Source organism: Hoeflea sp. Naph1 (genome assembly GCF_046837775.1).
Taxonomy (GTDB): domain Bacteria; phylum Pseudomonadota; class Alphaproteobacteria; order Rhizobiales; family Rhizobiaceae; genus Hoeflea.
In genome coordinates this window covers 3208064-3229552 of the sequence record NZ_CP177286.1, presented here as the reverse complement: position 1 = coordinate 3229552, position 21489 = coordinate 3208064, and the positions used below count along the sequence as shown (strand labels likewise).

Genomic DNA, 21489 nt, shown 5'->3' with positions numbered 1-21489 from the left:
CAGGAAGGCCGAACTTGCGTCATGGGGCAGGCGCATGCAACAGCAACTCCGGGCAATATTGCCACAGCCAGTGGGAAAGACGCACCATGAGACCATTTCCGGATGCAGTGTTTGAACCGAGAACGCTCAGGCTTGCCGGCAATGCTGCACTTGAGCTGGGACCGCGGGCACGGTTGATGGGAATCGTCAATGTGACGCCGGACTCGTTCTCCGATGGTGGCCTGCACGCCGAGACTGATGTGGCAATTGCCGCGGCTCTGGCTATGGCCGAGGCGGGGGCTGACATGCTCGATATCGGTGGTGAATCGACCCGGCCAGGCGCGGAGCCGGTGTCTGCGCTGGAAGAACAACGCCGCATCATGCCGGTGATCGAAGCGCTTGGTAGCCGGCAGAACCTGCTGATTTCGGTCGACACATGGCGGGCTGAAACCGCAAAACTGGCGCTCGCCGCCGGCGCGCATCTGGTTAATGATGTATGGGGATTGCAGCGCGATCCCGACATCGCACGTGTTGCCGCCGATCATGGTGCCGCGGTTGCCATCATGCATACCGGCCGCGACCGAAAGGTGCTGGCTGATCCGATCGAGGATCAGTTGCAGTGGTTTTCGACATCACTGGCGATTGCCCGGCAGGCTGGCATCGGCGACGACCAGATCTTGCTTGATCCGGGGTTCGGTTTTGCCAAGGACCCCGAACTCAATCTGGCCTTGATGGTCCGATTCGAGGAGTTGCACGCGCTAGGATTACCTTTGCTTGCCGGTACCTCGCGCAAGCGCTTTGTCGGTACGCTCACCGGCCGCGAAGCCGGGGACCGCGATGTTGGCACAGCGGCCACCAGTGTGGTGCTGAGGCTCGCGGGTGCGGCGATGTTCCGGGTTCACAATGTCGCTTTCAACAAGGACGGGGTTGCGGTTGCCGATGCGATGGTTCAAAGGAGCCGCCAAAGGGAGGCCGGCCATGGCTGACAACTACATCATCCGTCTCGTCAATTGCGCATTCTTTGCGTATCACGGGGTTTATGACGAGGAAGAGTCTCTGGGCCAACGGTTTTTCGTCGATGCGGAATTGGAAATTGACCGCGGCGCTGCATTGGAGACGGATTCTCTCGAGGGAACAGTCGACTATGGTGTTGCCTTCAAGGTGATCGAAGAGGTCGTTACCGGCCAACGGAAATTTCTTATCGAGGCGCTGGCGTTGGATGTGGCCAAAGCACTGACCGATCGGTTTTCGCAGATCAGGCGCGTTCGCATCGCCCTGCGCAAACCCGGTGCGCCGGTGCAAGGTGTGCTTGATCATGTGGAAGTTGTGGTTGAGCACCGTGCCTGACCGGCAGTCATCGCCGACCGACAAGACCGTGATTGCGGCCATCGGGTTTGGTGGCAATATCGGCAATCCGCGCAAGACCATGGCGCGGGCGTTGGCACTGCTCGACGAGCGCGACGACATCCAAATCCGTACCGTGTCTCGCCTGTACCGAACGCCGCCCTGGGGCAATACCGATCAGGAATGGTTCCTAAATGCCTGCGTGTTGGTGGAAACCACGCTTAACCCGCACGAATTGCTCAAGGTGTGCCTTGATACCGAGCTGGCGCTTGGCCGGGTGCGTGCCGACCGCTGGGGGCCGCGGACGATCGATCTCGACGTGCTGCTGCACGGCGATTTCCTGTCGGACCATGCCGATCTGACGGTGCCGCATCCGCGGATGACCGAGCGGGCATTCGTGATGGTTCCGCTGGCTGACATCGCGCCACAAGCGGTGGTCAATCTGCAAAGCGTGGCGGACTGGTCTAGCCTGGTCGATTCAGAGGGTATCGAAACGCTCAGTCGCGACGGCGACTGGTGGCTGCAGCCATAGCGGCGGCCGCATTTTCTTCAGCGCAACGAGCCGGTCTTGACGTCTTCGAGATTGCGCTTGAGGGTCATGCCGATCACCGGCACCATCTCCGAACCAACCTTGACCGAAATTGTCACGTTCATTGTCTCAGGATCGTTGAGACTGGCAATCATGGCCCCATCAAGCGTCTTGCGGTTAATGGCCATGACGGCGCGGTTGCCGTTTACCTGACCTGAAACGATATCGAGACCCTGGCCGGCCGAGCCGTCGAGAAAGCGGCCGGTATAGCCCTTGCCCTTGCGAGTGATGACGGCAGACATTTTCTGATTGAAGACGCCGACCCGGCAGGTGCCGTCAAGCGTGATGCCGCTTTTCTGGTTGATGTTGGCATCGCCGCTGAGGTTGCAGACGAATTTCGTGCCCTTGTACTTGCCGGCGACAATTTCGCCGGGGCCTTTCCAGACCCCTTCAACTGAGCTGAAAAAGACATGGTCCTTGTCGCGCGCCAATGACGGCGCCGCGGTTGTCAGGGCGAATGCCGCGAGACAAAGCGGGAGGATGCGATACTTGAGATACATAGTCACACCTGTTGCGGCTGGAAACGGACCCCAGAAATGACGCAGAATGGTTAATGGAGCGTAATTTTTGCGACGGTAATCGTAAATCAGTCCGGGATCAATCGCCGGTTCCGGTTTTACCGCTCTTGCCGGAAAATCCGGCGATGTCGGACATGAAATCGCCAATTCCCGGGCGCTTGACCGCGTCGAACGGCATCGGCCGACATAGATCCATTGCCGATATGCCGATCCGCGCCGTCATCAGCCCGTTGATGACGCCTTCGCCGAGCCGGGCGGAAAGCTTGGCCGCCAGACCATGGCCGACCACCTGATGAATCAGGCTGTCGCCGGCTGCCACCGCGCCGGTGACGGCGAGATGGGCGATGACGTCCTTGAACAGCCGGGCCATGCCGATGGTGCCGGGCCTGCCGCCATAAAGTTCTGCCATGGCGCGAATCAGCCGCACCGCTTCAAAACCGACATAGGCAAGATCGACGATCGCGCGCGGGCTGACCGCAGTGACCACCGAGACCCGTCGCGCCGCGTTGAGCGTGAGTTGTCGAGCCTGCTGATCGAGCGGTGACAACAGTTCGCGTTCGGCGAAGGCCAGGTAATGCGGACCGTCGATGATTTCATCGTCGAGGTCACTCAAACTCTTGCGGCCACGTGCGGCAAGCGGGTTGGCGGCCAACAGACCGGAAACGCGCTGGGTCAATGCGCGGGCTTCATCGGCGGTGGCAAATTTGGCCTTGTCGGAAATATCCTCGCGCAACTCGGCGACACGGGTGAGCCGGCGCAGGCCGATGATTTCGCGAATGATCACCACCAGCAGCGCAAGGGCGGCGATTGCAGCGGCCGCGGCGGCGGCCCAGCCGAGCCAGGGAAGGCGGTCAATCAGGGTGGTGATCAGCCCGTCGGTCCAGATCCCGATGGCCAGCGCCGCGAGAAAACCCAGGCTTGCGAGCAGCAGCTTGCCGGCGGTCAGTCGACGGGTGCGCGGCTTGGCGGGTGGCGGCGTCAGTGCGTCAAGATCTGCCTCTGGTGTCTGGAACGGATAATCCTCGGTCCGTGTCATTTCTACCGTGACCGGGAGAGCTGACGGCTTGCGCTGCTTTTCCGGCTTGGCTTTGGGTTTGGCGGCAGGCGCCTGTGGTTCCTCGACGCTGAAGGCGCGCGGTTTGCGGGCGGGGCCGGAGGTGTCATGGTCGGTCATGCGAGCCGGTCTCCCAGGAGGTATTCAAGCGCCCGGTCAAGCCGGATATGCGGCAGCGACAGTTTCACGCCGCTGTCGCTTTGCTCGATCACCGGCGGTCGGAAGCGGACGATGTTGATATCGGGGGGCATTGCCTGAGAGCCTGAATCAACGGCTTTAAAGAATGAATCCGGGTTTAGCGGCAAGTCCCCGGGAAATATGGCTGTTTTCCGTTTTCCATCAAACGTCTCGGTGCCGATTTTCTCACCTTCAAGCGGGATGCCGACGATCACCGGAAGGGTTTCGCCATCCTGCCGCGCGGTGGCTTCGCGGGTGGCGCGGACGGCGGCCAGCGCCAACACCTCGATGTGGGCGCCTGACGAACCGATGTTCTGTGACGCACGGTCGACAATGCGCCGGGCAATGGCCTCAAGCCGGTCATGGCTTTCGTGGTGCAAGTGATCGGCCTTGGTGGCGGCAATCAGAACCTTGTCGATGCGGCGCGACACCAGGCTGGTGAGCAGATTTCCACGGCCTGGCCGGAAACACGACAGCACATCCGACAGCGCTCGCTCAAGATCAATTACGGCTTCGCGGCCGGCATTCATCGCCTGCATGGCGTCGATCAGCACGATCTGGCGGTCAAGGCGGGCAACATGTTCGCGGAAGAAGGGTTTGACGACGACGGATTTGTAGCTTTCAAAACGGCGCTCCATCATTGCCTGCAACGAACCCTTTGGGGCTGGCGTGTCGGGCAGGTTGGGCAAGGGCGCAAATGTCAGTGCCGGTGATCCTTCAAGATCGCCGGGCATGAGGAAGCGCCCCGGCGGCAGGGTGGAGAGCGCCCGTTCATCGCGCTTGCAGGCCCGGAGATAATCCGTGTAGAGGCGAGCCAGTTCGCGAGCGTCGGCCTCGTTGGCGGGCTTGTGCGGGTTGATGGCGCCGGCGCGTTCGAGCCATGGCGTGGCCAGGTCGAGGCGCGCCGAGGACCGCGCAAGGCTGGCGGCATTGAGCGAGAAGGCGGCAAAGTCCTGGCCCAGCAGCGGCAAGTCGAGCAGCCACTCACCGGGATAGTCGACAATGTCGAGGCACAGTCTGCCGCCCGAGAAAAAGCGGTTCCAGCCACTGGCCGATTCATACTCGATGACCAGCCGCAGCTCGGAGATGGCGCGGGTGGAATCGGGCCACAGACGCTCTTCAATCAGCCGGGCTGCATGATCCTCGTACTGGAACCGCGGCACCGCGTCGTCGGGCTGCGGTTCAAGCGTGGCACCGGCCAGACGGCCGGAATGGGACGCCTGAAACATCGGCAGACGGCCGCCATGCAGCAGGTTGTGAACCAGCGAAGTGATGAACACGGTCTTGCCGGCCCGAGAAAGGCCGGTGACGCCGAGCCGCAACGTGGGCTCAATCAGATTGCTGGCCCGGTCGGTGAGGGTGTCAAAGGCGATCAACGCCTCATCGGCGAGGGTGGTGATGGAAGACGACACGGGTGCCTTTCACAATTAAACTGCTTCCGCCGATATAGGAGAGTGAAGGGGCGATTGAAAGCGCAAGCGTAACAGTGCGGTGTCTGTCCAGGGTGCCGCACGGTCCCGCGAACGCGCAAACGGCGTCCAAATTCTCAGATTCAACGCAGGTACGGTGTCACCCAGATGCATCCATTTGGCGCGTCCTGCATCAGCTGTCGGCAGGTGAGATGAGCGCCACGAACCCGGTGTTTTCAAGGCTCGCTCCGTTCTCGCTGCGGGGGCAATCGACAATCAACAGGCCGGCGGTCGGGAAACCGGCGGCGAGTGCTTCCGCAAAAGTTGCCGGGTCGGCCTGCAACAGCGCCTCAGCGGTATCTTCAATCATCGGATTGTGGCCGATAATCATGATCGAGCGGACGGTATCAGGGTGGCTTGCCCCGATCAGATCAAGATATTTTCCGTGGCTGGCTGCGTAGAGTGTGTCGCTGCGCTCGACGGCAGGCGTCAGGCCGAGCTGTGGGAGCAGGAGGTCGAGTGTTTCTTCGCAGCGGCGCGCGGTGGAGCAGAAGACAAGATCCGGCTCATAGCCGTTGACAACCATGGCCGCCGCGAGTTGCCGGACTTCGTCCCGGCCTCTGGCATCAAGCGGCCTGTCGAAATCGCGCATGCCGGGCAGTGCCCAGCTGGCGTGGGCGTGCCGGACGAGAAATACGCGCAGGCTGGGGAAGGGGGATGAGGTCATTGGTCAAACGTAAACCTTCGCTGCCCGGGTTCAATTCGCCAATAGCCCAAAGTGCGTCGGGTTAGGGCATTGTACGTCGCCATAGTTGGTGCATGCACCTTAAACTAACTCCAAAAATGCGTTTGCGGGCACCATATGGCCCGAATATAGAGCGAAACCAACCCCTTCCCGGCACATCTGCGCCATTATGACGTATCGATAAAATTGCGGTGATGGGCTACATTTATCGCTTGTACCGGCGCTGGCCTCTGGATATACGTCCCCCGAATGGCTTAGCCGGGAGAATCGTCATGAGTGAAGACTTCGATTTTTCCTCCTATGTGCCCTCTGATGAAGAGGAGTTCATGAACGCCAAGCAGCGCGCCTATTTTCGGGCTAAGTTGACAGCATGGCGCAATGATATCCTTAAAGAGGCGCGCGAGACGCTTGACCATCTCGCGGAGGAAAGTGCCAACCATCCTGATATCGCCGACCGAGCGTCGTCGGAAAGTGATCGAGCGATCGAATTGCGGGCTCGAGACCGGCAACGCAAGCTGATCGGCAAGATCGATTCGGCGTTGACCCGGATCGATGAGGGAACCTACGGATATTGCGAAGAGACTGGCGAGCCGATCAGCCTGAAACGGCTTGATGCGCGGCCGATCGCGACTTTGTCGATCGAAGCGCAGGAACGCCACGAACGGCGTGAAAAGGTTTATCGCGACGAATAGACCGGACTTTTTCCGGGTTGCTTTGCATCAAGGCGCCGTGCGTTCCAAGCACGGCGCCTTGATGCTTTTGGAGCGCCTTTGAGGTTGCAGGCCATCGAATCAATTTCAGGTTGGCCGCCAGCCGGCAGTTGTTTCATCTATCCGACCGCAGACCTCGGCGACTGGAGTGTTCCGGTAGAATTGACGTCACGAAGGCTTGCGCGTCATGTCGCCGAGCAGTCGCTCCATTTCGGCCTCCAGCGAATCGCGCGAAGGTGAGGTGTCGGGCTTGACCTCGGGTGTCTGCGCCGGCTCGACGCCCGATGCCGCTGTGGCGTCCTGATCAGGGGCATCAAGAAAGCCGTCGTCAAGTTCATCAAACAACAGATCCTCAGACAGTTCGGCAGCGAGAACTGATTCAAAATCGCTAGCGGGCGCTTGCCGTCCCGCCGCGGCGGGAGCTGGAGCGGGTGTCGGGGTTGGATCGGGAGTCGAAGATGAGACCTGCTGGTCGGCCAGGATTTCGCTGTAGCCTGGCAGTTCGATCGCATAATCCGAAGCAGGCTCGACCGGGCGGGTCGTGGAGGGCGCGTGGGCTGGGTCAGGCGTCGTGGCTGACCCCGAGGGCAGGTCGTCCAGCACAGCGTCACTAAAATCCGGCTCTTTAAACACCCTTGCACGCGCGCTTTCCAGCGCGTTGGCTGCGTCGGACTGCATGGCCCCGACAGTTGTGGCCGTGGCGGCGGTGGCAGCGATGGTGGCGTGAGCCGATGACGCCGGGCGGGCCGTGTCCGTGAGACGGGGCCCGGGCTGAGCTGCCGCAGGCTGTGGCCGTGCGTCTGGTCGCGATCTGGTTACCGGCTGAGGCCTGGGTGTGCGGCTTTGCTGTTGCGCCGCTGGCGCGGGCGCGGCGGATGCTTCGGGACGCTGCGCCGGGTCGGCCATCGCAACCGGCGTCGGCATCTGGGCAGGGGGAACCTGTCTGGTGTCGGCTGGCGGGGGCTGATCGGCCGGTTCGCCGGGCAATTGGATGATGCGGCTTTCGATGACGACGTCAGTCGGGCCGCCGATCATTACCAGATGCTCGACATCGTCGCGGCGAATGAGCACGATTCGGCGTTTGGTATCGACTGCCGCGGCATCCAGCACGGCCAGGCGCGGCTGGCGACCGCGACCACCGCGCACGAAGGTTGACGACGACCGCCTGCGGATCAGCCAGAAAACGCCGACCAGCGCCAGCAGTGCCACGGCGACGACAATAATCGCGATCAGTAACGTTGCGCCGTGACCGTCCAGAATGTTGTCGGGCAAAAGCAGTCCTCCGCATGATTTCGGTTCCGGTCGCCTGATTGACGATCGCCGGCCGAATTGGTTTGCAAACGGAGTGTATTTGACGTTTTTTCGTCCGTCTCCACAAGTCGTTGCGGGGATTTATCCCGTGTCGTATCTGTTCGTCGCCAGCGAAGAGGGCCCAGACTATGCCGAGACCATCGATTTTCGCAGACAAACCGTGTTCATTGGGGCGCGATCACCGGGTTTGGGCTTTCCATACGCGGTGGAATGTGATCCAAACCGGACGATCCGTGGCGGGACGAGAGAGCAAAGCATGACAGAGACGACGCCCGCGGCCGGGCATCCGGCGCCGCTTGTGGACCGAAGCGCCAAACCGCGTTCCGTGTCGAGGCTCATTTTCCTCGCACTGGTGATGATTGGCGCCTCTGTCGTTTTTTTCCTGTTCAAGGACAAGCTCAACAATGACGTGATGCTCGGCATCCTCGGCGTGCTGGCGGTGGTCGGGATCTTTTTCCTGGTGTCGACCGTGATCGGCTTCGTCACCATCATGCCCAAAACCGTCACCGATCCGTTGGCGCGGGCTTTCATCGATACCCATCCCGAAGGCACGCTGGTTACTGACAACAAGGACCGGGTAATCTACGCCAATCACGCCTATGGAAAGCTGACCGGCTCTTCGAGTGCTGCCGACGTGCAGTCAATCGAGGCGATTCTGTCGCGCCACCGGGAATCCGCCGAGGCAGTCTACCGGCTGACCAACGCCATGCGCGATGGCCGCGAAGGCCAGGAAGAATTCCGGATGTCGCAGCCGCTCGGCGAAACCAGCGAAGGCGGCAGTTCGGCGCATTGGTACCGTTTGCGTGGCCGACCGGTAACCGGCGTGGATGGCGCTGGCCAGCTGATGGCTTGGCAATTGTCCGATATCAGCCATGAGCGCACCGAACAGGAAATGGTGTTCAAGGAGTTGCAGAACGCCATCAACTATCTTGATCACGCGCCGGTCGGGTTCTTTTCCGCAGGCCGCGATGGCGACATCGTCTATCTCAATGCGACGCTGGCCGACTGGCTGGGGATTGATTTCACTGCATTCTCGCCCGGAAAGTTGATGCTGCGCGATCTGGTGGCGGGTTCCGGCATGGCGTTGGTGGAATCGGTTCAGGCAGAGCCGGGGCTCAACCGCACCGCACAACTCGATCTCGACCTGCTCAAATCCAACGGCCAGAGCTTTCCGGTGCGTCTGGTGCACCGGGTGAGCGCGACCCGCGATGGCTCGCCTGGTGAAAGTCGCACCATCGTCATCAGCCGCGAAGACGGCGGCTCGGGCGTTCAGGATGCGGCGCGGGCGGAAATGCGGTTTACCCGGTTCTTCAACAACACGCCGATGGCCATCGCCTCGGTTGATGGGCAAGGCAAGATTCTGCGCACCAACGGGCCGTTCCTGCAGATGTTTAATGGCCTGGTGACACGTGACGACATGGAGCGCGGCACGCTGTTTGAGACGGTGTTGCGCGCCGAAGACCGCAAGCTGTTTCAGCAGGCGCTGGTCGAGGCCGCCGACAAGCAGGGCGCGATCGTGCCGATTGACAGTTGTCGCGCTGACAACGAGGAGCGGCATTTCCGTTTTTACGTCAATGCTGTGATCGAACACACCGAGGAGGCGCCTGAGGAAACCGCGATCATCTATGCGGTCGAGACTACCGAGCAGAAAGCGCTGGAAGCGCAGATGGCGCAGACCCAGAAAATGAACGCCGTGGGCACGCTGGCCGGCGGCATTGCCCATGACTTCAACAATGTGCTGACTGCGATCCTGTTGTCGGCCGACCACCTGCTGATGTCGCTGAGGCCGTCTGATTCCAGTTTTGCCGACCTCATCGAGATCAAGCGCAATGCCAATCGTGCCGCCGTGCTGGTGCGCCAGTTGCTGGCATTCTCGCGCAAACAGACGATGCGCCCGACGGTGCTGTCGATGACCGACGTGATTGGTGACCTGAGGATGCTGGTCGACCGGTTGACGGGGACCAATGTCAAGCTCGAGCTTGAGTTTGGTCGCGACCTGTGGCCGGTCAAGACCGATCTGGGCCAGTTCGAACAGGTGCTGATCAATCTCGCCGTCAATGCCCGCGACGCCATGCCCGAAGGCGGCACCATCACGGTGCGTACCCGCAATGTCGAGGCCGAGGAGGTCGAGCGGCTCAATCATCGCGGCATGGAAGTTGGCGAGTATGTGCTGATTGAAATCAGGGACGAGGGCACCGGCATCTCGCCTGAAGTGATGCAAAAGATTTTCGAGCCGTTCTTCACCACCAAGGATGTCGGCAAGGGCACTGGTCTTGGCCTGTCGATGGTTTACGGCATCATCAAGCAGTCGGGTGGCTACATCTATCCGGATTCGGAACTGGGCAAGGGCACCACCTTCCGGATCTACTTGCCGCGGCATGTGGAAGACGAGGCCGAGAAGGCTGCCGCGGCGGCGGAAGCTGCGGCCACCCTGGAGGCCGCGCGCAATGGCACGGTGGAGCCTGCCAAGTCGACATCCGGGCCTGAGGATCTGACCGGCGGTTCTTCCGTGGTGCTGCTGGTCGAGGATGAGGAAGCGGTTCGGCGCGGTGGCAAGCGGATGCTGGAAGCGCGCGGCTACGAGGTGCATGAAGCAGGAACCGGCGTTGAGGCGCTGGAGGTGCTCAAGGAGCTCGAAGGCCGGGTCGACATCGTCGTCTCCGACGTGGTGATGCCGGAAATGGACGGGCCGACGCTGCTGACCGAACTGCGCAAGGATTATCCGGACATGAAGTTCATTTTCGTCTCAGGCTATGCCGAGGACGCGTTTGCACGCAACCTGCCGGCGGACGCCAAATTCGGCTTTCTGGCCAAGCCGTTTTCGCTCAAGCAATTGGCCACCGCGGTCCGGGAAATACTGGACGAATAGCTGCTTCCGACGGTAATCCATTGATATGGCAGGGTTTTGGATGGTGATGAAATATTCATTATCCTGCCGCAATTTCCACTAGAATTCGCCAACTGACATATGCCGAGAGGGGCTACCATGAAAACCAAAATTCTGGCAGCAGCGCTGGCCGCAATCTTTGTGTCCGCCTGTACGACCGATCCATATACCGGACAGCAGAAGATCTCCAACCTGGCGGGCGGTGCGGCGCTGGGCGCGGCTGCCGGTGCGGGCCTCGGCCTGCTTGCTGGCGGCGACGATCGCAAGAACGCGCTGATTGGCGCCGGTATCGGTGCGCTCGCAGGCGGCGCGATCGGCGGTTACATGGATCAGCAGGAATCCGAATTGCGGGCGCAATTGCAGGGTACCGGCGTATCGGTGACCCGCGTGGGCAACAACATCGTGCTCAACATGCCGTCCAACATCACCTTCGACAGTGATCAGTCGGCGGTCAAGCCGGAGTTCTACCCGACCCTGAACTCGGTGGCGCTGGTGCTGAAGAAATTCAACCGCTCGCTCGTCGACGTTGCCGGACACACCGATTCGACCGGTTCGGACAGCTACAACCTGACCCTGTCGCAGCAGCGCGCGCAGTCGGTTGCCAGCTACCTGATTTCGCAGGGCAACAATAGCCAGCGGTTCTACACCCAGGGCTTCGGCGAAAGCCGTCCGGTGGCTGACAACAGCACCGAGTTCGGGCGTGCGGCCAACCGTCGTGTGGAAATCCAGATCGCGCCGCTGAGCTGATTGAACTGATCTGACTCAAGGACTGCTCGCGCACCAAAGATGGGGTGCGGCGGCCCGAGTGGTGAGAATGTTTCAGTTTCCGCGCCCCGCAACCCGGAAATCTGCCCTGATTTCGGGATGGGTGTGGAAGGTCGTTTGAGGCGACATTGGACCCGGCAGCTCTGGCTGCCGGGTCTTTTCGTTAGCCACAGCGCGGCTTGATTAGGGCAATCCCCCGTTCATCGGCCTGTCTGGCCGGTCATTTGCTCAAAGCCCAGCGGCGGCGCGCAGTGCGGCATTGATGCGGTCTTGCCAGCCGGGGCCGTCTTCCTGAAAATGCTCGAGTACGGCGCGGTCGAGCCGCAGCGAAACGAGTTCCTTGCCTTCGGGCACGGTTGCGGGTCTGGGGGCTGGTTCAACCGGCTTGGTGGTCGCGGATTTGAAGGCGGCTTCGGCCTTGTCGAATACGCTGCCAGTGCGTCTGGTTGGTTTCATCGACCTTGTCCTTGCTGTTTTGACGGCGGGAGAAATTGGGTGATCATTTCGAGCCGGCTGCCAGCGCCACGGCAATGCGGGCGGCGAGGCGGGCATTGTTGAGCACCAGCGCGATGTTGGTCTTGAGGCTCGCGCCGTCGGTCAGGCCGAGGATTTCGCCCAGCAGGAAAGGCGTTACCGCCTTGCCCTCGATGCCTTGAGCCTTGGCCATTTCGAGCGCGGCCTCGATATGACCGTGCATTACATTGGCGGAAATTTCATCTGTTTCGGGCACCGGATTGGCAATCAGCATACCGCCATGGCCACCCAAGGCGCGGCGGGTGATCTCGAACCTGGCAATGGCTTCGGGCGTGTCAAGCCTGAGCGGTGCGGCAAGGCCCGAACTGCGCGACCAGAAAGCGGGCATTTCGTCCTGACCATAGGCCACCACCGGGACGCCGCGGGTTTCCAGCGCTTCCAGCGTCTTGGGGATATCGAGAATGGCCTTGGCGCCGGCGCTGACAACGATCACAGGCGTGCGCGCCAGTTCCTCGAGATCGGCGGAGATATCGAAGCTCAGCTCGGCGCCGCGATGGACGCCTCCGATGCCGCCTGTGGCAAACACCGAGATGCCGGCAAGTTTCGCGGCCATCATGGTGGCAGCGACAGTGGTGGCGCCAGTGCGACCCTCGGCAATGGCGAAGGCGAAATCGGCGCGCGAGACCTTCATGACGTCGCTGGCCTGCGCGAGCGCGGTGATGGACGCCGTATCGAGACCCGCATGCAGGGTGCCGTCGATGATGGCGATGGTGGCCGGGACTGCCCCTTCCGCGCGGATTACGGCCTCAACCTCGAGCGCCATGTCGCGGTTGCCAGGCCAGGGCATGCCATGGGTGATGATGGTGGATTCGAGCGCGACCACCGGACGACCGGCAGCCAGTGCGTCGGCCACTTCCTGGGTGGTTTCGATGTCGATCGATCCGGGCATGGGGCAGGCTCCTGAACTCAAGTGTGGATTGGCGTGGGCTTTGGCATGGCGGCGAGGGCCTGGGCAAGCAGTTCCGGCGATAAATCCGGCCGCACCGGCCCGCGCACGGTAGCGGTAAGCCGCGCCAGCGCAATGCCGCGGATGAGATTGTTTTCGCGGGTGTCGCCCGCAAGCAGGCCGTCGACAAAGCCTGAAACGAGCGCATCGCCGGCGCCGGTGACATCGGCAAGGCTGCCAAGCGGCGGCGGTGCCAGCGCGGTGATACCGCTATCGTCAAAGGCCATTACCGGGCCTGCGCCGGCGCTGATCAGGCCGCAACAAAGTCCGAGCTGGGAGAGCAGGTCGGACCAGTTGTGGGAAGCTTCCGCGTGGCTTCCACTCAATGTGGCGGCTTCGGCTGCGTTCATGGCAAGCAACGCCAGATGCGGCAGGCTCCTGTGCCAGCGCACCACCTTGGCTGGCGACACGGCGATGGCTGCGACCGGGATGCCGTGCCCGGCAGCTTTCTTGCTGAGTGCATAAAGTGCGTCTTCGGGCAAATTGGCGTCGGCCAAAAGCAGGTCGGCAGAGGCCAGCCGCTTATGCAGTCGCGCGGTCATCAGCCGGCGCGCAGGCACCTGGTCATAGAGCGCCATGTCGGCGAGTGCGGTGATCAGATTGCCGTCGGGCTCTAGTATTGCCGAATAGCTTGGCGTTGCCCGATCGAGAAAGGTCAGCGGGCAATCCTCGATACCTGCGTCGGCGGCTGCACGCGCCACCTCATCGGCAGCCGCATCGCCACCGCGCGGCGCCACAAGCGTGACCTGGTGACCGAGCCGCGAAAGGTTGCGCGCTGCGTTGAAAACACCACCGCCGGCCTCGCTCTGCCAGAAGCCGGGATTGGAGGCGCCGGGCCGGTGCGGGGCAGCAAGCCGGCCGGTGCGGTCGATATGGGCGCCTCCGATGGCAAGGATGCGCGCCATGACCTAACCTTCGCACAATCCGGCGGATAACCGAATCGCGGTCTGGTCGGCGTCGCGGATGCAGGTTGCCGCGTCATCGCGGGCACCAGCGGGCCGTTTACCGAAACAAAAATAGAACACGTAGTGAATTATCATTATATTCCAGTTGGTTGAGCAGGGCTTGCGAAAGCGGAACAAAGAGAGTACAAATTTGTCAAACGAGCATTGATTGCTTGCTGCGGCACGATAACCTAAAGGTGGATGGAATGGCACAGAACTCTTTGCGACTGGTAGAGGAAAAATCCGTGGACAAAAGCAAGGCGCTCGACGCCGCACTTTCTCAGATCGAACGCTCGTTCGGCAAGGGCTCGATCATGAAGCTCGGCGCCAATGAGGGCGTGGTCGAGATCGAAACGGTTCCGACCGGTTCGCTGGGACTCGACATTGCGCTGGGCATTGGCGGTTTGCCGCGCGGCCGCGTGATCGAGATTTTCGGGCCGGAAAGCTCCGGCAAGACCACACTGGCGTTGCAGACCATTGCCGAGGCGCAGAAGAAGGGTGGCATTTGCGGCTTTATCGATGCTGAGCACGCGCTCGACCCGGTCTATGCCCGCAAGCTCGGCGTTGACCTCGAAAGCCTGCTGATTTCGCAGCCTGACAATGGCGAGCAGGCGCTCGAAATCACCGATACGCTGGTTCGTTCCGGCGCGCTTGATGTGCTGGTGATCGATTCGGTGGCTGCATTGACGCCGCGCGCCGAAATCGAAGGTGAAATGGGCGACAGCCTGCCAGGCTTGCAGGCGCGACTGATGAGCCAGGCGCTGCGCAAGCTGACCGCCTCGATCTCGCGCTCGAACTGCATGGTAATCTTCATCAACCAGATCCGCATGAAGATCGGCGTGATGTTCGGCTCGCCCGAAACCACCACCGGCGGCAATGCGCTGAAATTCTATGCCTCGGTGCGGCTCGATATCCGCCGCATCGGCTCGGTCAAGGACCGCGATGAAGTGGTCGGCAACCAGACCCGGGTCAAGGTGGTCAAGAACAAGATGGCGCCGCCGTTCAAGCAGGTCGAGTTCGACATCATGTATGGCGAAGGCGTTTCCAAGGTCGGCGAATTGATCGATCTGGGCGTGAAAGCCGGGATTGTCGAGAAATCCGGCGCCTGGTTCTCCTACAACAGCCAGCGGCTGGGGCAGGGGCGCGAGAACTCCAAGCAGTTTCTGCGGGACAATCCGGTGCTGGCCGACGAGATCGAACTGTCGCTTCGCCAGAATGCCGGGCTGATTGCCGAAAAATTTCTGGAAGAAGACCGCAGCGCCGGAGAGAATGACGACGCTGGCTCCGCCGAAATGTAGGCCTTCCGCACATTCCTGGTGCAGGTTTCAAGCCGGTCGTCAGTCTCGAAAGGGACTGGCGGCCGGTTTTCCTTTGATGGTGCTGCCGCTGCCGTCTGGACAGGCAGGGGGGCGGGCGATAAAAGCGGCGGTCCGCACGGTTTTTGTGGTGCGGGCATCCATCCGGCGCGTGGCGCGGCCGGCTTGTCGAACAAAGGGTTGATCATGAGTGGCGTGAACGAAATCCGGTCGTCGTTTCTCGACTATTTCAAGAAGAACGGGCACGAAGTGGTGGCGTCGAGCCCGCTTGTGCCGCGCAACGACCCGACGCTGATGTTCACCAATGCGGGCATGGTGCAGTTCAAGAACGTTTTTACCGGGCTTGAACAGCGGCCCTATTCGACCGCGGTGACCTCGCAGAAATGCGTCCGCGCCGGCGGAAAGCACAACGACCTCGACAATGTCGGCTATACCGCGCGTCACCACACCTTCTTCGAGATGCTCGGCAATTTCTCCTTTGGCGACTATTTCAAGGACCGCGCCATCGAGCTTGCCTGGAACCTGCTGACCAAGGAGTTCGGCATCGACAAGGAGCGGTTGCTGGTCACCGTCTACCACACCGATGACGACGCCTATGATCTGTGGCGCAAGATTGCGGGGATTCCGGAAAACCGGATCATCCGCATCGCCACCAATGACAATTTCTGGGCGATGGGCGACACCGGTCCTTGCGGGCCGTGTTCAGAGATTTTCTATGATCATGGCGACCATATCTGGGGCGGGCCTCCCGGCTCTGTGGACGAGGATGGTGACCGTTTCATCGAGATCTGGAACCTGGTGTTCATGCAGTTCGAGCAGACCGCCGACGAGCGGCTCGACTTGCCGCGGCCGTCGATCGACACCGGCATGGGACTGGAGCGGATTGCAGCACTTTTGCAGGGCAAACACGACAATTATGACATCGACCTGTTCCAACGGCTGATTGCCGCCTCGGTGGAGGCCACCGGGGTGCCAGCCGAGGGCGACACCCGCGCCAGCCACCGGGTGATCGCCGATCACCTGCGTGCGTCAGCCTTCCTGATCGCCGACGGTGTGCTGCCGTCCAAGGAAGGGCGTGGTTATGTGCTCAGGCGGATCATGCGCCGGGCCATGCGGCATGCACAATTGCTGGGTGCGCCCGAGCCGCTGATGTGGCGATTGCTGCCGACGCTGGTGGCGGAGATGGGTCGTGCCTATCCGGAACTGGTGCGTGCCGAGGCGCTGATTTCTGAAACATTGAAACTCGAGGAAACCAATTTTAGGGTAACGCTGGAGCGCGGGCTGAGCCTGCTCGACGATGCCAGCGCCGGGCTTGGCGAGGGCGACCAGCTGAGTGGCGAAACTGCGTTCAAGCTCTATGACACCTATGGCTTTCCGCTCGATCTGACCCAGGATGCGCTGAGACAGCGTGGCGTCGATGTCGATACCGAAGGGTTTAACGCAGCGATGGAAAGGCAGAAGGCTGAAGCACGGGCCCACTGGTCCGGTTCCGGCGATGCGGCCACCGAGAACATCTGGTACGAGATCAAGGACAAGGTCGGTGGCACCGAATTTCTGGGTTACGACACAGAGACCGCCGAAGGTGTGATCCTGGCGCTGGTGCGCGACGGGGCGCAGGTCGAGAGCGCCGCAGCGGGTGATGCCGTCGACGTGGTCGTCAACCAGACGCCGTTCTATGGTGAATCCGGCGGTCAGATGGGTGATCAGGGCATCATTTCCGGCGAAGGCTACCGGCTTGAAGTCAACGACACCCAGAAGCGCGGCGAGGGCGTGTTCGTGCACCGGGCGAAAGTTGTCGAAGGCAAGGTCAGCGTGGGCGCCGAGGCGCAGCTTGATGTCGATCACGCGCGCCGTGCCAAGATCCGCGCCAATCATTCGGCCACCCATCTGCTGCATGAAGCGTTGCGCGAAGTGCTCGGCACCCATGTGGCCCAGAAGGGCTCGCTGGTGGCGCCCGAGCGGCTCAGGTTTGACGTTTCCAACCCGAAGCCGATGACGGCTGAAGAGATCCAGCAGGTCGAGGCCATGGCCAACGAGATCATCCTGCAAAACAGCTCGGTAACGACCCGACTGATGGCCGTTGACGATGCCATCGCTGAAGGCGCGATGGCGCTGTTTGGCGAGAAATATGGCGACGAGGTTCGGGTGGTGTCGATGGGCACGGCGACGCATGGCGCCAAAGCCAACCGGCCCTATTCGGTGGAACTGTGCGGCGGCACTCATGTTGCGGCCACCGGTGAAATCGGTCTGGTCCGTGTGCTTTCCGACAGCGCCGTGAGCAACGGCGTGCGCCGCATCGAGGCGCTTACCGGCGAGGCTGCGCGCAGGCATCTGGCGGAACAGGACGAAAGGCTCAAATCACTGGCTTTGCTATTGAAAGTGCAGCCGGGCGATGTGGCTTCACGGGTTGAAGCGCTGATGGACGAGCGCAAGAAACTCGAACGCGAACTGGCCGAGGCGCGCAAAAAACTGGCGCTGGGTGGTGGCACTGCGGGAAGCGATGAGAGCCGTGATGTCGGCGGCGTCAAATTCCTGGGCAAGGTGGTCAGCGACGTGCAGCCCAAGGACCTGAAGGGCCTGGTGGATGCGGCAAAATCATCGCTGGGCTCCGGCGTGGCGGCGTTTGTCGCGGTCAGCAGTGACGGCAAGGCCAGCGTCGTCGTCGGTGTCACCGAGGATCTGACCTCGCGGCTGTCGGCAGTCGATCTGGTGCGGGTGGCATCCGAAGCGATCGGCGGCAAAGGCGGTGGCGGGCGGCCCGACATGGCCCAGGCCGGCGGTCCGGATGGAGAAAAGGCCGATGCGGCAATCGACGCCGTGGCCGCGGCGATCGGCTGATCCGCTCTGCCGCTCACGCGGTGCAAACAGGGTTCATGATTTTTCGCGCCCGGGGTTCTACCCCGGGCGTTTTTCGTGATGCTCGGCCCGCAATCCTCATGCTTTTGTATGTCCTTATCTGGCTCTGGTGCGGCGGTTCCGCTTGGCTCGGCCACGAGGTGGATTTTCCGCCTTTCCGGGGTGCGTGTTAAACTGGCGCGCAGACGTGGGAAGAACGGGAGGTTACGATGGCCAAGCAGATTGCTGTTGCCGTGATCCACGGCATTGGCTCTTTCGGCATACGTCCGGGCAACAGCGCCACGCTGTCCTTTTCCAAGGACCTGGCGCGCCTGGTGCGGACACGGATCGACAGGGGCAACGCCGGCCAGTTTGCCTCGCGCGTGGCGTGGCGGGAGATCTTTTATTCCGACATCACCGAGAAGAACCAGAATGCCTATTTCGAACGGGTGAAAAACAAGCTCAATTATGACGGGCTGCGCGAGTTCGCGATCAAGAACCTTGGCGATGCTGCGGCGTATCACAACGCGTCGGGCGATCCCAATCACGACATCTACCGCGATATCCATGCGCGCTGTGACACGGTGCTGAAGGAACTGGAAGATGACACCGAAGCCGGCGCGCCATTGATCGTGCTGGCCTACTCGATGGGCGGGCATGTGTTTGCCGACCACATCTGGGACCGACAGCATGACCAGCGGCTGACGACGCAGCGGATATCGAGTTGCAACACTATCGCCGCGTTGATGACATTTGGCTGCAACATCCCGCTGTTTACCTTCGCCTATAGTTTTGACCAGATCCTGTGCATCGCCAATCCCGGAACCGACCTGCCGGCGGTGCTGCAACGCCAGCCCTGGTGGCTGAACTTCTATGACAAGGATGATGTGCTGGGCTATCCGCTCGAAAATCTCGGCATCGGCTACAAGAGCCTGGCCGACGCCGGTGGTCTCAAGGATCGGCAGATCAATTCCGGATCCTGGCTGAGTTCGTGGAACCCGCTGTCGCACAGTGGCTATTGGCGCGACGCCGATTTTGTCGATGAAGTTGCCGACATGGTGCAGTCGACGCTGGACAGGGTGTGAGGCCCGCTCTCCAATGGTTCAATCAGGCATGAAAGCCCATGCCCGAATCCGAGCTTCGAAGCGTCTTTTGCGCGTAGGGAAGGACCGGGCGTGTTTCAGGACGTCGGTTTGATCTTCGGTTTTCTGGCGGCGTGCAGCAGCCTCCAACCCAAGAATGCGGCAATTGCCAGCAGCGCCAGCGCCATCGACAGGTTGCCCAGAACATTGGCGAGGGCTTCGATGTTGGAGCCGAACACATAGCCAAGCACGATGTAGATCGTCACCCACAATGTCTCACCGGCGAGACCCCAGAGGGTAAAGAGCGGCCACGACAGTCGGGTGGCGCCGCTGGCATAATTGACCGGCGGGCCGAGCGGCGTGAACAGCCAACGCGACAGGAACACGCCGGATCCGCCCCATTTTTGCAGGTGTGGCTCGGCCTTCCGCGCCCGGCGGGCGAGCTTGCCGATCATGCCGGGGCGGTCGGAAGCCTGTTGCATGACCAGTCGGCCGACAAAATAGCCGGCCTGATCGCCCAACGTGCAACCGGCTACTGCCCAGATGAAGGCGCTTGAGACATCGGCGTCGCCATTGGCCGCCAGCGCACCGAGCGCCAGCAGCGCCAGAGAGGTGGGCATGGGAATGCCGATCTGGCCGATAGCGAGCAACAGCGCGGCTGCGGGGATGCCATAAAGCGCCAGCGCATCCAGCAGTTGTTCGGTCATGGCTGCCCGGAGGGGACTGGATCTGGAAGGTCGCTGTTGGGAATGCCTCGAGCCTTGCGATCGGCCTCTATCGCCTCGATGATTGTCGTGGCCATTTGATCGAGTGGCCGACCATCTTCGCGAGCGATCCGGATCAGCGGCCGGCGGTCAGGGCCGGTGCGGGGCAGACCGATGGCATCATGCACCAATTCCGGATCGACCCGGTAGGAATTGGCGATATAGCGCACCGTCATCCAGCCTTCGATCGGTTCATCGGTATGGTTTTGCCAATAGACAAAAAAAACGCTGGCGCGAATGATGAAAAACAGCGCCAGCGTCAATGTGATCAGAAAAGACAGGGTTAGCCACCGGTTGTGCCGCCACAGCTTTTTGAGCGTGACGACAGGTCCGGTGGCCATCAGTCAGGCCATGGCCTTCTGCAGGTTTTCGTCGATCTTGTCGAGGAAACCTGTGGTCGACAGCCACGGCTGGTCAGGACCGATCAGCAGCGCCAGATCCTTGGTCATGAAGCCCGATTCGACGGTCTGGATGCAGACCAGTTCCAGCGTGTCGGCGAACTTGGCGAGTTCGGCATTGTTGTCGAGCTTGGCGCGGTGCGCGAGACCACGGGTCCAGGCAAAGATCGAGGCGATCGAGTTGGTCGAGGTTTCCTCGCCCTTCTGATGCTGGCGGTAATGGCGGGTGACGGTGCCGTGGGCGGCTTCTGCTTCCACGGTCTTGCCATCCGGGGTCATCAGGACAGACGTCATCAGGCCGAGCGAGCCAAAGCCCTGGGCAACGATGTCGGACTGAACGTCGCCGTCGTAGTTCTTGCAGGCCCAGACGTAGCCGCCGGACCATTTCAGGGCGGAGGCGACCATGTCGTCGATCAGGCGGTGTTCGTAAGTGATCTTGGCTTCGGCGTACTTGTCCTTGAATTCGGCTTCGAAGACTTCTTCGAACAGATCCTTGAAACGGCCGTCATAGGCCTTGAGGATGGTGTTCTTGGTCGACAGGTAGCAGGGAACCCCGCGCATCAGCGCATAGTTGAGTGAAGCGCGGGCAAAATCGCGGATCGAATCATCAAGGTTGTACATCGCCATGGCAACGCCGGCGGACGGCGCGTCATAGACTTCGTGCTCGATGGTTTCGCCGTCATCACCGACGAACTTGATCGTAAGCTTGCCCTTGCCGGGGAAGCGGAAATCGGTGGCGCGGTACTGGTCACCGAATGCGTGACGGCCAACGATGATCGGCTTGGTCCAGCCCGGAACCAACCGCGGCACGTTCTTCATGATGATCGGCTCGCGGAAGATCACGCCGCCAAGAATGTTGCGGATGGTGCCGTTGGGCGAACGCCACATCTTCTTCAGGCCGAATTCCTCGACCCGGGCTTCATCAGGCGTGATGGTGGCGCATTTGATGCCGACGCCGTGCTTCTTGATGGCGTTGGCGGCGTCGATGGTGACCTGATCGTCGGTCTCGTCGCGGTATTCCACCGAGAGGTCATAATAATCGATCGTCAGATCGAGGTAGGGCAGGATCAGTTTTTCCTTGATGAACTGCCAGATGATGCGCGTCATCTCATCGCCGTCGAGATCGACGACCGGGTTTGCTACCTTGATCTTTGCCATGTTTTATTGACCTTTTGAGGAGGG

General features: G+C 61.3%; 20 protein-coding genes. 9 read left to right on the top strand and 11 right to left on the bottom strand.

Annotated features, from left to right (window positions below):
* Positions 1-86: 86 nt before the first annotated feature.
* Genes folP through folK form a run of 3 tightly spaced genes read left to right on the top strand, consistent with a single transcriptional unit; the run spans position 87 to position 1855 of the window.
* Positions 87-965 carry a dihydropteroate synthase gene (gene folP, locus ACK6D9_RS15550; RefSeq protein WP_412049187.1) on the top strand — a complete coding sequence of 293 codons (879 nt, stop codon included), beginning with the start codon at positions 87-89 and terminating at the stop codon, positions 963-965.
* Positions 958-1326, top strand: coding sequence for a dihydroneopterin aldolase (gene folB / locus ACK6D9_RS15545; RefSeq protein WP_412049186.1), 369 nt, complete (start codon positions 958-960; stop codon positions 1324-1326). The genes folP and folB overlap by 8 nt, the downstream gene beginning before the upstream one ends.
* On the top strand, positions 1295-1855 hold the full coding sequence (folK, locus tag ACK6D9_RS15540; RefSeq protein WP_412049185.1) for a 2-amino-4-hydroxy-6-hydroxymethyldihydropteridine diphosphokinase: 561 nt from the start codon (positions 1295-1297) through the stop codon (positions 1853-1855). Before folB ends, folK begins: the two co-directional genes overlap by 32 nt.
* A gap of 17 nt (positions 1856-1872) precedes the next feature.
* On the opposite strand, the gene ACK6D9_RS15535 is transcribed toward folK, so the two are convergent.
* From ACK6D9_RS15535 to ACK6D9_RS15520, 4 genes are all read right to left on the bottom strand, one after another.
* Positions 1873-2412 carry a hypothetical protein gene (locus ACK6D9_RS15535; RefSeq protein WP_322990558.1) on the bottom strand — a complete coding sequence of 180 codons (540 nt, stop codon included), beginning with the start codon at positions 2410-2412 and terminating at the stop codon, positions 1873-1875.
* A gap of 97 nt (positions 2413-2509) precedes the next feature.
* Positions 2510-3604: a YcjF family protein gene (locus tag ACK6D9_RS15530; protein ID WP_412049184.1), complete on the bottom strand. Its 1095-nt coding sequence runs from the start codon at positions 3602-3604 to the stop codon at positions 2510-2512.
* Entirely contained in the window at positions 3601-5073 is a 1473-nt protein-coding gene (locus ACK6D9_RS15525) for a YcjX family protein (RefSeq protein WP_322990556.1), read from the bottom strand. Before ACK6D9_RS15525 ends, ACK6D9_RS15530 begins: the two co-directional genes overlap by 4 nt.
* 190 nt (positions 5074-5263) lie before the next feature.
* Positions 5264-5797 carry a histidine phosphatase family protein gene (locus ACK6D9_RS15520; RefSeq protein ID WP_322990555.1) on the bottom strand — a complete coding sequence of 178 codons (534 nt, stop codon included), beginning with the start codon at positions 5795-5797 and terminating at the stop codon, positions 5264-5266.
* A 290-nt stretch (positions 5798-6087) separates the two neighbouring features.
* On the opposite strand from ACK6D9_RS15520, the gene dksA reads away from it, so the two are divergent.
* A complete protein-coding gene (gene dksA, locus ACK6D9_RS15515; protein WP_322990554.1) occupies positions 6088-6507 on the top strand; it encodes an RNA polymerase-binding protein DksA in 420 nt (139 codons plus the stop codon).
* A 186-nt stretch (positions 6508-6693) separates the two neighbouring features.
* On the opposite strand, the gene ACK6D9_RS15510 is transcribed toward dksA, so the two are convergent.
* A complete protein-coding gene (locus ACK6D9_RS15510) occupies positions 6694-7797 on the bottom strand; it encodes a flagellar biosynthetic protein FliO (protein ID WP_412049183.1) in 1104 nt (367 codons plus the stop codon).
* Positions 7798-8092: 295 nt separating this feature from the next.
* On the opposite strand from ACK6D9_RS15510, the gene cckA reads away from it, so the two are divergent.
* Both cckA and ACK6D9_RS15500 read left to right on the top strand, forming a co-directional pair.
* The gene (gene cckA / locus ACK6D9_RS15505; RefSeq protein WP_412049182.1) at positions 8093-10705 is read left to right on the top strand and encodes a cell cycle histidine kinase CckA; all 2613 of its coding nucleotides are present in this window, start codon (positions 8093-8095) and stop codon (positions 10703-10705) included.
* 117 nt (positions 10706-10822) lie between these two features.
* The gene (locus ACK6D9_RS15500) at positions 10823-11470 is read left to right on the top strand and encodes an OmpA family protein (protein ID WP_412049181.1); all 648 of its coding nucleotides are present in this window, start codon (positions 10823-10825) and stop codon (positions 11468-11470) included.
* Between the two features lie 246 nt (positions 11471-11716).
* Here the strand turns inward: ACK6D9_RS15500 and ACK6D9_RS15495 are convergent, their stop codons facing one another.
* Genes ACK6D9_RS15495 through ACK6D9_RS15485 form a run of 3 tightly spaced genes read right to left on the bottom strand, consistent with a single transcriptional unit; the run spans position 11717 to position 13873 of the window.
* Positions 11717-11944 (bottom strand): BrnA antitoxin family protein, encoded by a 228-nt coding sequence (locus ACK6D9_RS15495; protein ID WP_412049180.1) that lies wholly within the window; start codon positions 11942-11944, stop codon positions 11717-11719.
* 43 nt (positions 11945-11987) lie between these two features.
* A complete protein-coding gene (locus ACK6D9_RS15490) occupies positions 11988-12911 on the bottom strand; it encodes a pseudouridine-5'-phosphate glycosidase (RefSeq protein WP_412049179.1) in 924 nt (307 codons plus the stop codon).
* A 17-nt stretch (positions 12912-12928) separates the two neighbouring features.
* Entirely contained in the window at positions 12929-13873 is a 945-nt protein-coding gene (locus tag ACK6D9_RS15485; protein WP_412049178.1) for a carbohydrate kinase family protein, read from the bottom strand.
* A gap of 245 nt (positions 13874-14118) precedes the next feature.
* On the opposite strand from ACK6D9_RS15485, the gene recA reads away from it, so the two are divergent.
* The 3 genes from recA to ACK6D9_RS15470 all read left to right on the top strand — a co-directional run bounded on the left by recA (position 14119) and on the right by ACK6D9_RS15470 (position 19148).
* On the top strand, positions 14119-15210 hold the full coding sequence (gene recA / locus ACK6D9_RS15480) for a recombinase RecA (RefSeq protein ID WP_267652881.1): 1092 nt from the start codon (positions 14119-14121) through the stop codon (positions 15208-15210).
* 204 nt (positions 15211-15414) lie between these two features.
* Positions 15415-18066, top strand: coding sequence for an alanine--tRNA ligase (gene alaS / locus ACK6D9_RS15475; RefSeq protein WP_412049177.1), 2652 nt, complete (start codon positions 15415-15417; stop codon positions 18064-18066).
* 227 nt (positions 18067-18293) lie between these two features.
* Positions 18294-19148 (top strand): hypothetical protein, encoded by an 855-nt coding sequence (locus ACK6D9_RS15470; protein ID WP_412049176.1) that lies wholly within the window; start codon positions 18294-18296, stop codon positions 19146-19148.
* Between the two features lie 95 nt (positions 19149-19243).
* Here the strand turns inward: ACK6D9_RS15470 and ACK6D9_RS15465 are convergent, their stop codons facing one another.
* Genes ACK6D9_RS15465 through ACK6D9_RS15455 form a run of 3 tightly spaced genes read right to left on the bottom strand, consistent with a single transcriptional unit; the run spans position 19244 to position 21465 of the window.
* The gene (locus ACK6D9_RS15465) at positions 19244-19852 is read right to left on the bottom strand and encodes a DedA family protein (protein ID WP_322991078.1); all 609 of its coding nucleotides are present in this window, start codon (positions 19850-19852) and stop codon (positions 19244-19246) included.
* The gene (locus ACK6D9_RS15460) at positions 19849-20250 is read right to left on the bottom strand and encodes a hypothetical protein (RefSeq protein ID WP_322991077.1); all 402 of its coding nucleotides are present in this window, start codon (positions 20248-20250) and stop codon (positions 19849-19851) included. The genes ACK6D9_RS15465 and ACK6D9_RS15460 overlap by 4 nt, the downstream gene beginning before the upstream one ends.
* 3 nt (positions 20251-20253) lie before the next feature.
* Positions 20254-21465 carry an NADP-dependent isocitrate dehydrogenase gene (locus ACK6D9_RS15455; protein ID WP_412049175.1) on the bottom strand — a complete coding sequence of 404 codons (1212 nt, stop codon included), beginning with the start codon at positions 21463-21465 and terminating at the stop codon, positions 20254-20256.
* Between the last annotated feature and the right edge of the window lie 24 nt (positions 21466-21489).

Coding starts and splice junctions, on each gene's coding strand:
- ACK6D9_RS15495 (WP_412049180.1), bottom strand. CDS start 11,944: ATGAAACCAACCAGACGCACTGGCAGCGTATTCGACAAGGCCGAAGCC.
- folP (WP_412049187.1), top strand. CDS start 87: ATGAGACCATTTCCGGATGCAGTGTTTGAACCGAGAACGCTCAGGCTT.
- folK (WP_412049185.1), top strand. CDS start 1,295: ATGTGGAAGTTGTGGTTGAGCACCGTGCCTGACCGGCAGTCATCGCCG.
- recA (WP_267652881.1), top strand. CDS start 14,119: ATGGCACAGAACTCTTTGCGACTGGTAGAGGAAAAATCCGTGGACAAA.
- ACK6D9_RS15470 (WP_412049176.1), top strand. CDS start 18,294: ATGGCCAAGCAGATTGCTGTTGCCGTGATCCACGGCATTGGCTCTTTC.
- ACK6D9_RS15535 (WP_322990558.1), bottom strand. CDS start 2,412: ATGTATCTCAAGTATCGCATCCTCCCGCTTTGTCTCGCGGCATTCGCC.
- ACK6D9_RS15520 (WP_322990555.1), bottom strand. CDS start 5,797: ATGACCTCATCCCCCTTCCCCAGCCTGCGCGTATTTCTCGTCCGGCAC.
- ACK6D9_RS15490 (WP_412049179.1), bottom strand. CDS start 12,911: ATGCCCGGATCGATCGACATCGAAACCACCCAGGAAGTGGCCGACGCA.
- dksA (WP_322990554.1), top strand. CDS start 6,088: ATGAGTGAAGACTTCGATTTTTCCTCCTATGTGCCCTCTGATGAAGAG.
- folB (WP_412049186.1), top strand. CDS start 958: ATGGCTGACAACTACATCATCCGTCTCGTCAATTGCGCATTCTTTGCG.
- ACK6D9_RS15530 (WP_412049184.1), bottom strand. CDS start 3,604: ATGACCGACCATGACACCTCCGGCCCCGCCCGCAAACCGCGCGCCTTC.
- cckA (WP_412049182.1), top strand. CDS start 8,093: ATGACAGAGACGACGCCCGCGGCCGGGCATCCGGCGCCGCTTGTGGAC.
- ACK6D9_RS15485 (WP_412049178.1), bottom strand. CDS start 13,873: ATGGCGCGCATCCTTGCCATCGGAGGCGCCCATATCGACCGCACCGGC.
- ACK6D9_RS15465 (WP_322991078.1), bottom strand. CDS start 19,852: ATGACCGAACAACTGCTGGATGCGCTGGCGCTTTATGGCATCCCCGCA.
- ACK6D9_RS15455 (WP_412049175.1), bottom strand. CDS start 21,465: ATGGCAAAGATCAAGGTAGCAAACCCGGTCGTCGATCTCGACGGCGAT.
- ACK6D9_RS15500 (WP_412049181.1), top strand. CDS start 10,823: ATGAAAACCAAAATTCTGGCAGCAGCGCTGGCCGCAATCTTTGTGTCC.
- alaS (WP_412049177.1), top strand. CDS start 15,415: ATGAGTGGCGTGAACGAAATCCGGTCGTCGTTTCTCGACTATTTCAAG.
- ACK6D9_RS15460 (WP_322991077.1), bottom strand. CDS start 20,250: ATGGCCACCGGACCTGTCGTCACGCTCAAAAAGCTGTGGCGGCACAAC.